Source organism: Accumulibacter sp. (genome assembly GCF_029255145.1).
In the GTDB taxonomy this organism is placed as follows: Bacteria; Pseudomonadota; Gammaproteobacteria; order Burkholderiales; family Rhodocyclaceae; genus Accumulibacter.
Map to the genome: position 1 here is coordinate 35315 of NZ_JAPUVQ010000117.1, position 13492 is coordinate 48806.

A 13492-nucleotide genomic window follows, 5' to 3' on the forward strand; every position below is an offset into this window, starting at 1 on the left:
GAGCAAGGGCGGCTTCGGCCGCCCTTTGTCGTTGACCGGGTCGACCACGCCGACAGCTGTCGCCCGGCAGTCAGACCAGCAGCAGCCCGACGGCGACCTTGCGCCCTTCGCCCATCAGGACATTGTAGGTCCGGCACGCGGCCGGTAAGTCCATCACCTCCAGCCCCTTCTGCGCGCGAAGCAGTGGCCGCAGCAAGTCGGGACTCGGGAAGCGCAGCAGCGTGCCGGTACCGAGCAGAACGATTTCGGCGTCCAGCGATGCCAGCAACTCGAAGTCGCCGACGCTCAGGGTTTCGAAGGTGGCCAGCGTCCAGTCCGGAATCAGGCGCTCCGGCAGCACCGCCAGGTTGCAGCTGTGACGGATGCCGTTGACGCTGACGTAACCGTCACCATAGGCGGTGAAGGTGTTCAGACCGTCTGATTTTTCGAGCTGCAGTTTCATGAAAATTGCGGTGCACCAAACCTTAAAGTACGATTATAGCTTTTTTGTCGATCGCATCCAGGGACGCACCTTAGCCGCCGCTGCCCTGCCCGAGGTGCCGGCCGACAAGTCGTTAACTGCACCGCCATTACCCGAGCCCGGACCATGAGAGAGTTTTCCCGCATCCAGCGTTTGCCACCCTACGTCTTCAGCGTGACGGCCCAGTTGAAGATGGCCGCACGCCGGCGCGGCGAGGACATCATCGACATGAGCATGGGCAACCCCGACGGCCCGACGCCGCAGCACATCACCGACAAGCTGGTCGAAGCGGCGCTGCGCGAGAACACGCACGGCTATTCGGTCTCGCAGGGAATCCCGCGACTGCGCAAGGCGATCTGCGACTGGTATCAGCGCCGCTACGACGTAAGCCTCGACCCGGAAAGCGAAGCGGTGGTGACCATCGGCTCGAAGGAAGGCATCGCGCACCTGATGCTGGCGACGGTCGACCGCGGCGACACGGTCCTGGTGCCCAATCCTTCGTACCCGATCCACATCTACGGGGCGATCATCGCCGGCGCTGACATCCGTTCGGTACCGATGACCCCCGACGTCGATTTCTTCGAGGAGCTGCGGCGGGCGGTTCAAGAGACGACTCCGAAGCCGAAAATGATGATTCTCGGCTTCCCGAGCAATCCGACGGCGCGCTGCGTGGACCTCGAGTTCTTCGAGCGCGTGGTGGCGCTGGCCATTGAACACGACATCCTGGTGGTCCATGACCTGGCCTACGCCGACATCGTCTTCGACGGCTATCAGGCGCCGTCGATCATGCAGGTTCCGGGAGCACGCGCGATCGCCGTCGAGTTCTTCACCATGTCCAAGAGCTACAACATGGCCGGCTGGCGGGTCGGCTACATGGTCGGCAACGAGGAGTTGTGCAGGGCGCTGGTGCGGATCAAGAGCTACCACGACTACGGCACCTTCACGCCGATCCAGGTCGCATCGGTGATCGCGCTGGAGGGTCCGCAACAGTGTGTCGAAGACGTGCGCCTGACCTATCAACGGCGCCGCAACGTCCTCGCCAAGGGGCTGCACGAAGCCGGCTGGATGGTCGAAGTGCCGAAGGCGTCAATGTACATCTGGGCCCGAATCCCCGAGTTCTACCGGCGCCTCGGATCCATGGAGTTCGCCAAGAAGTTGCTCATCGAGGCCAAGGTCGCTGCGTCCCCCGGCGTCGGTTTCGGCGAGTTCGGTGACGATCACGTCCGTTTCGCGCTGATCGAGAACGAGGAACGGACGCGGCAAGCGGTCCGCGGCATCCGCGACATGTTCAGGAAGGACGGGCTGCTGACGGCTGGAGCGGGTCGCGACAGGGCGACGCCATGAAGCCGATCCGAAAGTCGAACAAGCTGGACAACGTCTGCTACGACATTCGCGGCCCGGTGCTCGAAACGGCCCGGCAGATGGAGGACGAAGGCCATCATATCGTCAAGCTGAACATCGGCAACCTGGCCGCTTTCGGCTTCGATTCGCCGGAAGAAATCCAGCTCGACATGATCCGCAACCTGCCCAACGCAGCGGGCTATTCGGACGCCAAGGGGATCTTCCAGGCACGCAAGGCGGTCATGCACTACACGCAACAGAAGCACATCAAGGGCGTGACGCTTGAAGACATCTATATCGGCAACGGCGTTTCCGAGCTGATCGTGATGTCGATGAACGCCTTGCTCAATACCGGCGACGAGGTCCTGGTGCCGGCGCCCGACTACCCGCTATGGACCGCCGCGGTGAGCCTGTCGAGTGGCACGCCGCGCCACTATCTCTGCGACGAAGCGAACGACTGGCTGCCCGACCTCAAGGATCTCCGCGCCAGGATCACGCCGCGCACGCGCGCGCTAGTGGTGATCAACCCGAACAACCCGACCGGCGCGCTGTATCCTGAGAGCGTGCTGCTCGAGATGGTCGCCATCGCCCGCCAGCACCAGCTGATCATCTACGCCGACGAGGTGTACGACAAGGTGCTCTACGACGGCGCGACGCATACCGCGATCGCCTCGCTGTCGCACGACCTGCTGACCGTCACCTTCAACGGCCTGTCGAAGAACCACCGCTCCTGCGGCTATCGCGCCGGCTGGATGGTCGTTTCCGGCGACCTGCGCGACGCCCGCGACTACATCGAGGGCCTCGACATGCTGGCCTCGATGCGCCTGTGCGCCAACGTTCCCGGACAGTACGCGATCCAGACCGCGCTCGGCGGCTACCAGAGCATCGACGACCTGGTCGCGCCGGGCGGCCGGATGTGCCGCCAACGCGATCTGGCGCATGCGCTGCTCACCGCCATCCCCGGCGTCAGCTGCGTCAAGCCGAAATCCGCGCTGTACATGTTTCCGCGCCTCGACCCGAAGGTCTACCCGATCCGGAACGATCAGGAGTTCATTGCCGAACTGCTGCAGGAGGAACACGTCCTGCTGGTCCAGGGCAGCGGCTTCAACTGGCCGCATCCCGATCACTTCCGCCTGGTCTTCCTGCCGCACGAGGACGATCTGCGCGACGCGATTGCCCGCATCGCGCGTTTCCTCGAAGGCTATCGCCAGCGCGCCGGCACCCAGGCCTAGCGCACTCGGCGAGGGGCGCTCGGCCCCCACCAAGGCTGCCGCGTCGTCGCCGGTGACTCGCCGTCGCCATCCGAACCATCAACCACTACTCGTGACCGCCCTATGAAACCTATCAATGTTGGACTCCTCGGAATCGGCACCGTCGGTGGCGGTACCTACTCGGTACTCAAGCGCAACGCCGAAGAAATCGCCCGCCGCGCCGGCCGCCCCATCCAGGTCAGCGTCGTCGCCGACCGCGACGTCGAACAGACCCGGCGCCTTACCGACGGCAACTGCCGGGTGACCGACGACCCCTTCGCGGTGGTCGCCGACCCCGAGGTCGACATCGTCGTCGAACTGATCGGCGGCGATGAAGTCGCCAAGCAGCTGGTGCTGCAGGCGATCGCCAACGGCAAGCACGTGGTGACCGCCAACAAGGCTTTGCTCGCCAAGCACGGCAACGAGATCTTCGCCGCCGCCCAGAAGAAGGGCGTGATGGTCGCTTTCGAAGCCGCGGTCGCCGGCGGTATCCCGATCATCAAGGCGCTGCGCGAGGGGCTGACGGCCAACCGCATCGAATGGATCGCCGGGATCATCAACGGCACGACCAACTTCATCCTCTCGGAGATGCGCGACAAGGGTCTGTCCTTCACCGCCGTGCTCAAGGAGGCACAGCGTCTCGGCTATGCCGAGGCCGATCCGACTTTCGACATCGAGGGCGTCGACGCCGCACACAAGCTGAGCATCATGTCGGCGATCGCTTTCGGCAACTCGATGAGCTTCGAGCGGGCCTACGTCGAAGGGATCAGCACGCTCGACGCGGCCGACATCCGCTACGCCGAGCAGCTCGGCTACCGGATCAAGCTGCTGGGGATCACCAAGCGGACCGCCGAGGGTGTCGAGTTGCGCGTCCATCCGACGCTGATTCCTACCCGCCGGCTGATCGCCAACGTCGAGGGCGCGATGAACGCGGTGCTGGTCAAGGGCGACGCGGTCGGCGCAACGCTGTACTACGGCAAGGGCGCCGGCGCCGAACCGACGGCCTCGGCGGTGATCGCCGACCTGGTCGATGTGACGCGCATGCACACCGCCGACCCCGAGCACCGTGTGCCGCACCTCGCCTTCCAGCCCGACGCAATGGTCGACCTGGCGATCCTGCCGATGGCCGAGGTGGTCACCAGCTACTACCTGCGCTTGCGCGTCGAGGATCGCACCGGCGTACTGGCCGACGTGACGCGGATCCTCGCCGACCACGACATTTCGATCGACGCGATGATCCAGCGCGAGCCGGGCGACGACGAGCAGCAGACCGACATCATCATGCTCACCCACCAGACCCGCGAACGGAACATCGACGCGGCGATTGTCGGCATCGAAGCGCTGGCGGCGGTCCAGGGAAAGATCATCCGCCTGCGTCTGGAGCAGCTGCTGTAAGGCTTGCGTCGACGACGCGCTCGGCGGCCGGTGCCGCCAGATCGCGAACGGTCAACCCGCCGACCGACGATTCGAGCCCCTGCCGCATCCGCTCGAGAATCTCGTCAACCGGCGGTGGCGCCGGCAAGTGCTCGGGTGAGAAAAAACGCTCTTCGCCGGCGACACGCACGGTATCGAGCACCTGCATCACCGAGATCCGCGAAGGGTCGCGTGCCAGCAGGTAGAGGGGCGGATCGTCGGTGCTCTGCAGCAGCAGCTGCCGACGTTCCAGCGCCTCGAGTACTGTCTGCAGGACATGGATCGGCATTCCCAGCAGGCGGGTGAAGTCGAGTAGCGACGGCATCCGCTCGCCGGCCAGGAAGCGGCCGGCAACCAGGCTCATGGCCGACAGCGCCAGGCGTTCGCGCATCCGGTTGCTCAGCCGCGGTTCGCCGCCGCTGACGTACAGATACTCCGGATGCTGGACGTAGAAGGCGACACTCGCGCCGAACAGCAGAATCAGCCAGCTCAGGTAGAGCCAGATCATGAACAGGATCAGGATCGCCAGGCTCGAGTAGATCGCCGCGTACTGGTTCGACGACGCGACGAAAACGGCAAACCCCCAGCCGGCGGTCTGCCAGGCAACGCCGCCGGCGATGCCGCCGATCAGCGCCGGAATGAAGCGCACCCGGGCATTTGGGATGAACACGTAAACGAAGGTGAAAGCGGCGATCACCAGCAGGTAGGGGGTCAGGCCGCTGAGGGTCTTCATTGCCTGGCCGAGCACACCGATCTCCAGCAGCCCGCGCACCGTCTCGATGCTCATCACCGTCGCGGTGATGCCCAGCGCCGCGAAGACCAGGATCGGCCCGACCAGCAGCACGCTCAGGTAGCGGCTGAAGCGATCGGCGAGACGCCGCGGACGCCGAATGTGCCAGATGAAGTTCAGCGACTCCTCGATCTTCTGCATCAGCGAGATCGCGGTATATAGCAGCAGCGCCAGGCCGACCGCGCCGAGCACGCCGACGTTCATCCGCTGGATGAATTCGGTGATGTTCTGGGAGACTTCCACACCCTTTTCGCCAAGCGGTTCGAGAAACCTGAGCAGCATCGGCTGGATCTGGTTATGCACCCCGAAGGCTTTCAGCACCGAGAAGCTCAAGGCCAGCAGCGGCACAATCGACAGCAAGGTGGTATACACCAGGCTCATCGCGCGTAGCGTCAGCTGGCCGTCCACCAGGTCGCGCACCAGAATCAGCACCGTCCGCGCGACCAGCACGCCGCGCATTCGCAACGACGACTGGGCCGCCGCCGGCGAACCCCAGACGACGCTCTCGATACGACTCAGGAGGCCCGGCGCGAGCGGTTTCACCTGGCCACCTCGAGTTGCAGCAGCAGCGTTACCGACTGGTCGTTGGCGGCGCTCGCCTGGCGCGTCTCGCCGAGCACCACCCGCGCCGGGGCCACGCCGCCGACGGTCGTCAGTTCGGCGACGATCGCTTCGCCGCGTCGCGACGCGAGCTGTGCCAGGGTCTGCTCCGAAACCGGCTGCTCGGCGATCAACCGGTCGAGGAGCTGCTGGTAGAACGCCGGCGGCGGGGTCGGCTGCGGCGCGGCCGCTGCGAGCGGCTGGCCGGACGCGGCCACCGCATCCAGCGCGCGGCGCTCCAGCGCCGCGAACACTTCGGGCGCGTAACGCTCGCTGAACGCCGCGGCGAGCGCGCGCTGCGCGCGCGGGTTGGCCGGATCGATCGGGCCCGGATCCTCGCCGGCCGCCAGTTCGATACCCATCCGCGTGAGGAGGTCGCTGCGCACCGCCCGCGACTTCAGCACCGCCGTATCTTGAACGGCAGCGTAGGTCGGCGGCACGACCAGCGTCAGCATCTGCCGCTCGTTCATCGCGCGCGCGACCGCCGCCAGCTTCTGGCGCTCGGGCGGGCCGAGCACGTCGCTGCCCGGTTCGAAATCGATGCTGTCGAGCTGCTTGTCGCCACCACCGAACAGTGCGCCGAGAGCCCTGAACGGCGCCGTGACGATGCTTCCCAGCAGGTTGCCGAGCGCCTTGCCGATCACCGCCCCGTAGTCGAATTGCGGGTCGTTCAGATCACCGCTGACCGGCAGCCCGATGTCGATCACGCCCTCGGAGTCGGTCAGGATGGCGATCGCCAGTTCGAGCGGCAGATCCAGGGCATCGGGGCTGTCGACCTTTTCGCCGAGTTCCATGTGCTTGAGGACGATCTTGTTCTGACCACGCAACTTGCCGTCCCTGACCTTGTACTGCAAATCCAGCGCCAGGCGTCCGCCGACGATCCGGTAACCGGCGAACTTGACCGAGTACGGCGACAGCGAACTCATCGCGACGTTGCGGAAGGTCATTTCGATGTCGGTCAGCTTCTCCGGGCGAAAGACGCTGAGCTGGCCGCGAATCTTCGCCGATCCGTACTTGTCGACGCGGGCATCGAGCTGCACTTTCGCGCTCCGGTTGGGGTCGGTTCCCAGCCCGGTGATCACCCCCTTCAGTTCGTGCATCCGGGCTCCGAACTGCGGTCGCAGGCTGAGGTCGGCAAACTCGAGCGCCCCGCCGGACACCCGCAGGCGCGCGACGCTTACCGGGAAGGGATCGGCCGCTGCCACGGCGTCCTGCGGCGCCGTCGGCTGCTCGCCGGCAGCCGGCTGATCCTCGCCCTTCGGCCGCTTCTTCAGCACATCGGTCAGATTCACCGTCTGATCCTCGGCGATGATCAGACGCCCAGACGGCCGAACGGCCCGGAGTTCGCCGATGTCCAGTCGATTTGGCTCGGCGGTCAGCAAGACGTCGCCGGCTGCCAGCGACTCCCAGGCCAGGAAGGGGCGCTTGCGGTCAACCTCGTCGAGCTGCAACTGGTCGACCGCGAAACTGCCCTGGTAGGCGAGATTGGCGCCGGCACCGGCCCGGTCGCCGTAGCGCAGACGCCCGGCGCTCGACGCCGTTCCAGAGGCCAGCGTCAATTCGGCGAATTCCGACAGGTAAGGCTGCAGCGGCGCCAGCGCAATGCCGACCAGACTGAGCTTGAGATCCGCCATCCCGTTGTCGGCGCGGACGATGCCGCTGGCCTCGATAGTGCCGCCGCTGGCGACTTTCGCCTGCCATTCGACCTGCATCGGCGAGCTGACGCCGGTCTCGAAACCGGTGATGCGGGCGCGGATTTGATTGAGCCCGACGGCCAGCTGCGGCGACCCGCGTCGATCCTCGAAGCCGAGCGCAAAGCGGTCGACTTCGGCCGACCGCACGGCAAGGTGCCAGGCGGCACCCGCCGCCGGCGTGTCCGACAGTAGTGGCGTAGCGTCCGGGGCTGCGGCCACCGCCGCCGCAGCGGCTCCGCGCGTCAGCACCAGCCCGTTGAACCGTCCCTCGCTATCGAGCCAGGCCAGCGCGGTGCCGTTGGCGAGTGCGAGCTTGTCGGCGGTGGCCACTCGATCCCGCAGACTGAACGCGCCGCCGCCCAGCGTTCCGCTGCCCAGCTGCAGCATTTCGCTGCCGTCGGCCGGGCTGCTGAAAACCGCGTCCGACAGCGACGCGGTCAGCCCGTCACCGCGCAGATCGAGCGGACCGTCGGGAACCGCGAGCAGCACCGACCTGGCGCCAAGATCCGCCGCCGCAAACCGCGCGATCTCCGACGAGACTCCCTGCGCGACGACGCCGGCCTCCTTCAGCTGCAACGCGGCATGATCGAGGCGAGCTTCGAACGACGCCCGAGCGGCGCCGGCCGACCTGGCCGAGGAAACACTCAGCGCGCCAGCTTCGAACGATGCATCCTGTACCGCCAGCCGATCTGTTCCCTGGGCGGCGGCCAACTTCGCGAGCGACAGCCGCAGAGCCTTGCCGGCCACGCTGAGTCGCCCGTCGGCCTGCGCCAACGATAGCTTCTCGCTGCTGATGGCGGCGCGGTGCAGGTCCAGCGCGTCGGCCGCGCGCTTCATCTGCAGCCCGGCAAACGTGCTGCGCGGCTGGTCCAGGACCAGCTCGACGCCGGCCGCTCCCGATTGCAGCAACAGGCGCTGGCCTGCCAGTGACAGCTCGCCAAGCTGCGCGTTTTGTCCGGAGCCGGCCAGCGCGACGCCGGTGGCCGAAAACGCCGGCTCGTCGATGGTCCCGGCGAGCGACTCGCCGGCGACGAGCAGCACGCGGCCGGCCTTGATCGCAGCGCCCGCCACACCGAGCGAATCGGTTCCGTCGCGCAGCCGCGCCGTGCCGATTGACAGCTTCGGCTGGTCGAACTCCAGGCGCGCGCCGGCCGCGCCGAACTCGCCAGTGACTGACAGCTGCAGCCCGATGGCGGCGGCCGACGCCGCCAGCCCCTGCGCCGGATCACGCCAGGCGAATTCGACCTCCGACATTTCGGCGCTGGCCAGCGAGAATCGCCACGGGGCGGTCGCGCCGACCGCCGGCGACTCGACCGCCGGCGCTGCCGCTGCGGCGGAGGAGGCCACGGCGCGGATGGTCGTTGCGCCAGCTGCTGCCGCCGATTCTTCCGGTGGTGGCGCTGCCGGCGCGCGCGCCAGCGTCGCCCAATCGACTCTTCCCTGCGCGTCCACCGCCACCGCGATGCTTCCCTTTGCCAGGCGGAGGGAAGCAAAGCTGCTTTCGCGGCTCCCCAGGTCAACCCGTCCCTGCCGCAGCGACAGCGTCTCGATCGCCAGCAGAGGCGAGCTCGCGCCGGCCGCGCTGAGCGACAGCGAGTCGACGTCGAGGCCAAGCTCGTGGACGCTTCCCGAGAGCACGCCGCGGCGGTCGACCGCGAGGTCGAAGTCGCCTGCCAAGCCGACTTTCCCCGCTGGCGCATCGACTGCCAGCAGGCGCGCCAGGCTCCTCGCCAGGGTCTTCACCTCAAGGCCGCGCAGCGTCAACCGCCCCTTTGTTGCCAGCGGGTTCAGCGCCAGTTTGCCGCTCGTCACGAGCGCCTCGCCGGCGCGCGTGCGTGCCGACAGCTGGTAGCTTGCCGCTTGTTCGGGCAAGCTCGAAAGGTTGTCGATGACGATCTGCAGTGGCTCGACATGCGTCACCAGCGGTTCATCCAGCAGCTCGTCCGCGTACTCGATGCGGCCGTCGGTCAAGGCCAGGTGGGTCACGACGAAGCGCGGCAAGGGCTCGTCTTCCGCCGCCGGCTCGCTGGCGGGCAGGCGATCGAGCAGCGCGGCGAAGTTGTGCCGGCCTTCCCGGTCGAGGATGACGTTCAGCAGCGGCGCCTCGACGCTTGCCTCGGCGAAGGTCCAGGCACCGTCGATGATGCTGCGCAGCTCGAAATCGATCAGCAGCCGCTTGAAACCCAGCATCGAAGCGCCTTCGGGATCGGTCAACGCCAGGTCGTCGACCGCGAACCTGAAGGTCAGGGGGTTGAAGCGCACCTCGCCGACGCTGATCGGGTAACCGAGCTGGGCGCGGACCTGTTTCTCGACCTGCCACTTGACGATGGCCGGCAGCGCCAGGAAACCTCCGAGCAGATAGAGCGTGAACAGCACCACGGCAGTAACCACCGGCATACTGGAAAGGATTTGTCGCAAGCGCATGGGCATTATCGGGGCTTTCACGGCACGGGCGACGGCTGCGCCTTGATCGGTCGCGCCAGCAGCGCGCGTCGACACCGGCGCCAGGTGGCGGGCCCACCTGAACGTCGCTCTGGCCAGGTTGGAGAGTCCGTTCCGACAAGGCAAGCGCCGTGCCGGTTCCGGGGTCGTTCTCTCTCGTCTCGGCGGCCAGGGTAGCAAGCTTCAGGAAGCATCCTGGAGGCCATGATACCCCGCTTGCACGATCCAGGGACAGGTGGCGACCAGTGCTGGTCGCCGCGCGTTCGCGTGTGGACCGCCGCCGGAGCGGGCCGGACACCGACCAGCGACCGCCCGACAGTCGCGCAGCGATCGGCGCCCGGGGCTACAATGCGGCTTCCCGGCCGTTGCAGGCCTGGCTGCCCTGCGCCTTCGCGGCCTCGCCGCAGCGACCTTCCACCCCGCCCATTCCTTCCACAAGCCAACGCCCCGAAAGCCAGTTTCCATGCGCCCACCTCCTCTCGCCGGCCTGCGCGTGCTCGACCTCACGCGACTGTTGCCGGGCCCGCTGGCCACCATGCACCTCGCCGACCTCGGCGCCGACGTGATCAAGATCGAGGAACCCGGCGGCGGCGACTACGCGCGCACCGCGGGAGCAGTCCACGGAGGCGTCAGCTACTTCGAGATGGTCAATCGCAACAAGCGCAGCCTGACGCTGGACCTCAAGCAGCCGGCCGGCGTCGAAGCCTTCATGCGCCTGGCGGCTGCGGCGGAGGTGGTCGTCGAGGGTTTCCGCCCCGGCGTCGTGGACAAGCTCGGCGTCGGCTACCGGGCGGTATCGTCGATCAACCCGCGCGTCGTGTATTGTGCGATCACCGGCTACGGCCAGGACGGGCCGTACCGCGACCGCGCCGGCCACGACCTGAATTACCTGGGCTACAGCGGCCTGCTCGACCAGATCGGCGTTGCCGGCGGTGCGCCGGCGGTTCCCAACTTCCAGATCGGCGACCTGCTCGGCGGCTCGCTGAGCGCGCTGGTGGGACTTCTCGCCGCGGTCGTCGACGCGCGCAGCAGCGGCCGTGGCCGCTACGTTGACGTGGCGATGACCGACGGCGTTTTCGCCCACAGCCTGTTCCCGCTGCTGACCGTGCTCGGCCTCGGCCAGGTGCTGCCACGCGGGCAGGACCTGCTGTCGGGCGGCATGCCGAGCTATGGCGTCTACGCGACCGCCGACGGCCGTCACTTCGCGGTCAGCGCGATGGAGCCCAAGTTCTGGCAGACGCTGTGCGCAACCATCGACCGCCCGGACCTCGCGCCTTTCGCCTTCGCCACCGGCGACGAGGGGCAACGCATCCGGCGCGAGCTGGAGGCGGTCTTTGCCCGCCGCAGCTTCGCCGAGTGGACGACGGTTTTCGCAGGCGTCGACTGCTGTGTGACGCCGGTATTGCGTTTCGAGGAGAGCCTGGAGAACGAACAGCTGCGCGCCCGCGGCATGATCGTCGAGGTAGCCGGCGTCAAGCAGTTCGCGCCGCCGTTCAAGATCAGCGAGCTGCCCTTCGCCGCGCGGCGCGCAGCACCTGCCGCCGGCCAGCACAGCGCGGAGGTTCTTGGTGAAGCCGGTTTCAGCGGCGAAGAGATCGCCCGCCTGCAAGCGCAGAAAGTGATCTGAACGGCTCCGGCAGCGCCCGACAGCATGCAAGGCATCCTGCTCCTGCTGCCCGATTTCGGCCTGATTCTGCTCGGCTGGGCACTTTACCGGCTGGTCGATTTCGGCGCCACGTTCTGGAGCGGAGTCGAGAAGCTGGTCTACTTCGTGTTATTCCCGGCGCTGCTGTTCAAGGCACTGGCCAGCACGCGCATCGATTTCGCTGCGGCAGCACCGCTGTTCGCCAGTGGCGCCGCGGCGCTCGCCTGCGGGGTCGTTCTCGGCCTGCTGGCCGGACCGCTGTTCGGGCCGAACAAGAGTGCCTTCGCCTCGCGTTTCCAGTGTGCCTTCCGCTTCAACTCGTACATCGGCCTGGCGGTGATCGGCAAGCTGCACGGCGCCGCCGGCATCGCGGCGATGGGCATCCTGATCGGCGCGATGGTGCCGCTGGCCAACGTCGCTTCGGTGTGGATGCTGGCCCGGCACGGCAATCTCGGCGTGCTCCGCGAAATGGCCCGCAATCCGCTGCTCCTGGCTACCCTGGCCGGCTTCGTGTTCGGTAGCAGCGGCCAGACGCTGCCGGCCGCCGCGGCACAGCTGCTGGGCCGACTCGGCGAAGCGGCGGTTGCCCTCGGGCTGCTGGCGGTGGGTGCCGCGCTCAAGCTGCGTGGCAGCTCGGGGGCACACGGCGCTTCGTGTTACCTGTTGGCGGTGAAACTGCTGGCGGTACCGGCGGCCGCCCTTCTTGCGGCGTCCAGTCTTGGGCTCGGCGGCGTGTATTTCGATACGGTGATCGTCTTCGGCGCCCTGCCGACCGCAACGTCGGCGTACATCCTGGCGGTACGCATGGGCGGCGACGGTCCGGGTGTCGCCTGGCTGGTATCGGCGAATACCCTGGCGGCGATGTTCACCCTGCCGGTCTGGCTGACGATTGCCCTGCGCTACTGAGCGGCCAGCCCGCTGCTCGCCCGGACGGCAATGACCCCGACGGAGATGTTGTCGCTGCCGTCGCGCTCGCGTGCCAGATCGATCAGCCGCCGACACGCTTGTTCAGGATCGAGAGTTCCGACCGCCTCGGCGATGTCCGCGGGTTCGACCGAGCCGTGCAGTCCGTCCGAGCAAAGGACGAAGGTCTCGCCGATCGCCGGTGCGGCGCAGCGCTGTACGGCAACGCGCAAGCCCCGGCGCGTTCCGAGCGAACGCAGGAGGATGTTGCGCATCGGGTGATAGCGTGCCTCCAGCGCACTGATCATCCCGTCCTGCAGCAGCTGTTCGACAAGGGTGTGGTCCTGTGTCAGCTGGATGCAACGACCCTTCGCACAACGATAGAGACGGCTGTCACCGACGTGCGCGTAGAGCGCACTGGTCGGCAGCAGAACCAGCACGGTCGCGGTCGTACCCATCCCGATCAGCGCCGGATCGGCGTCCCCCTGGCGATAGATGGCCCTGTTCGCCTCGAGCACCGCCAGTTCGACGGCGCGCAAGGGCTCCTGATCGGCCGGCGCCGCGAAGTAGCAACGGCAAATCGTCTCGACGGCGAGCACGCTCGCCACTTCGCCACCCAGATGGCCACCCATGCCGTCGGCCACCACCGCCAGTACGCCGCGCCGCCGGCGTAGTTCCGCGTCGGCCGGGCAAACGAAAGCCACCGCGTCCTCGTTGGTCTCGCGCACGCAGCCGACGTCAGTGGCCACGCACGCCTGCACGGCGAAGTCTGGCGCGGATTCGTTCATCGGTGGTTCACGCTCGCTGGCCACTGCGCCACCGGCTGCCGCAGCCGCGGCAGCGGCCGCAGCGTGCCAACGCCCTGCGCTGCAGCTGCGGCAGGCGCCAATCCGCACCTGACCGACCCTTGTCGCCTCGACACCCAAACGGTCACTGAAGGCTCCCTGATGAACT

10 protein-coding genes are annotated in these 13492 nt (G+C 67.3%); 6 read left to right on the plus strand and 4 right to left on the minus strand.

All coding sequences use genetic code 11. The features are described from left to right. Window positions 1-70 precede the first annotated feature (70 nt). A complete protein-coding gene (locus Q1L50_RS13300; RefSeq protein ID WP_300339512.1) occupies window positions 71-442 on the minus strand; it encodes an Mth938-like domain-containing protein in 372 nt (123 codons plus the stop codon). Here Q1L50_RS13300 and Q1L50_RS13305 point away from each other — a divergent pair. The 4 genes from Q1L50_RS13305 to Q1L50_RS13320 all read left to right on the plus strand — a co-directional run bounded on the left by Q1L50_RS13305 (window position 441) and on the right by Q1L50_RS13320 (window position 4446). Next, window positions 441-590: a hypothetical protein gene (locus Q1L50_RS13305; RefSeq protein ID WP_300339514.1), complete on the plus strand. Its 150-nt coding sequence runs from the start codon at window positions 441-443 to the stop codon at window positions 588-590. The genes Q1L50_RS13300 and Q1L50_RS13305 overlap by 2 nt on opposite strands. Then, a complete protein-coding gene (gene alaC, locus Q1L50_RS13310) occupies window positions 587-1804 on the plus strand; it encodes an alanine transaminase (RefSeq protein WP_300339515.1) in 1218 nt (405 codons plus the stop codon). The genes Q1L50_RS13305 and alaC overlap by 4 nt, the downstream gene beginning before the upstream one ends. Further along, window positions 1801-3033, plus strand: coding sequence for a pyridoxal phosphate-dependent aminotransferase (locus Q1L50_RS13315; protein ID WP_300339517.1), 1233 nt, complete (start codon window positions 1801-1803; stop codon window positions 3031-3033). Before alaC ends, Q1L50_RS13315 begins: the two co-directional genes overlap by 4 nt. Before the next feature lie 102 nt (window positions 3034-3135). Next, complete coding sequence (locus Q1L50_RS13320) at window positions 3136-4446, plus strand: homoserine dehydrogenase (RefSeq protein ID WP_300339519.1); 1311 nt, start codon at window positions 3136-3138, stop codon at window positions 4444-4446. On the opposite strand, the gene Q1L50_RS13325 is transcribed toward Q1L50_RS13320, so the two are convergent. After that, window positions 4415-5797: a YihY/virulence factor BrkB family protein gene (locus tag Q1L50_RS13325; protein ID WP_300339520.1), complete on the minus strand. Its 1383-nt coding sequence runs from the start codon at window positions 5795-5797 to the stop codon at window positions 4415-4417. The two genes, Q1L50_RS13320 and Q1L50_RS13325, sit on opposite strands and share 32 nt — an antisense overlap. After that, on the minus strand, window positions 5794-9972 hold the full coding sequence (locus Q1L50_RS13330) for a DUF748 domain-containing protein (protein WP_300339522.1): 4179 nt from the start codon (window positions 9970-9972) through the stop codon (window positions 5794-5796). Before Q1L50_RS13330 ends, Q1L50_RS13325 begins: the two co-directional genes overlap by 4 nt. Before the next feature lie 481 nt (window positions 9973-10453). Here Q1L50_RS13330 and Q1L50_RS13335 point away from each other — a divergent pair, with 481 nt between their 5' ends. Continuing rightward, window positions 10454-11617 carry a CaiB/BaiF CoA-transferase family protein gene (locus tag Q1L50_RS13335; protein WP_300339524.1) on the plus strand — a complete coding sequence of 388 codons (1164 nt, stop codon included), beginning with the start codon at window positions 10454-10456 and terminating at the stop codon, window positions 11615-11617. A gap of 24 nt (window positions 11618-11641) precedes the next feature. After that, window positions 11642-12541 carry an AEC family transporter gene (locus Q1L50_RS13340; protein WP_300339526.1) on the plus strand — a complete coding sequence of 300 codons (900 nt, stop codon included), beginning with the start codon at window positions 11642-11644 and terminating at the stop codon, window positions 12539-12541. Here Q1L50_RS13340 and Q1L50_RS13345 read toward each other — a convergent pair. After that, entirely contained in the window at window positions 12535-13326 is a 792-nt protein-coding gene (locus tag Q1L50_RS13345; protein ID WP_300339528.1) for a PP2C family serine/threonine-protein phosphatase, read from the minus strand. The two genes, Q1L50_RS13340 and Q1L50_RS13345, sit on opposite strands and share 7 nt — an antisense overlap. Between the last annotated feature and the right edge of the window lie 166 nt (window positions 13327-13492).

Bases quoted from the DNA above. Each gene is read 5' to 3' on its own strand.
- Q1L50_RS13305 (WP_300339514.1), top strand. From the start codon at position 441: ATGAAAATTGCGGTGCACCAAACCTTAAAGTACGATTATAGCTTTTTT.
- Q1L50_RS13300 (WP_300339512.1), bottom strand. From the start codon at position 442: ATGAAACTGCAGCTCGAAAAATCAGACGGTCTGAACACCTTCACCGCC.
- alaC (WP_300339515.1), top strand. From the start codon at position 587: ATGAGAGAGTTTTCCCGCATCCAGCGTTTGCCACCCTACGTCTTCAGC.
- Q1L50_RS13315 (WP_300339517.1), top strand. From the start codon at position 1,801: ATGAAGCCGATCCGAAAGTCGAACAAGCTGGACAACGTCTGCTACGAC.
- Q1L50_RS13320 (WP_300339519.1), top strand. From the start codon at position 3,136: ATGAAACCTATCAATGTTGGACTCCTCGGAATCGGCACCGTCGGTGGC.
- Q1L50_RS13330 (WP_300339522.1), bottom strand. From the start codon at position 9,972: ATGCGCTTGCGACAAATCCTTTCCAGTATGCCGGTGGTTACTGCCGTG.
- Q1L50_RS13335 (WP_300339524.1), top strand. From the start codon at position 10,454: ATGCGCCCACCTCCTCTCGCCGGCCTGCGCGTGCTCGACCTCACGCGA.
- Q1L50_RS13340 (WP_300339526.1), top strand. From the start codon at position 11,642: ATGCAAGGCATCCTGCTCCTGCTGCCCGATTTCGGCCTGATTCTGCTC.
- Q1L50_RS13345 (WP_300339528.1), bottom strand. From the start codon at position 13,326: ATGAACGAATCCGCGCCAGACTTCGCCGTGCAGGCGTGCGTGGCCACT.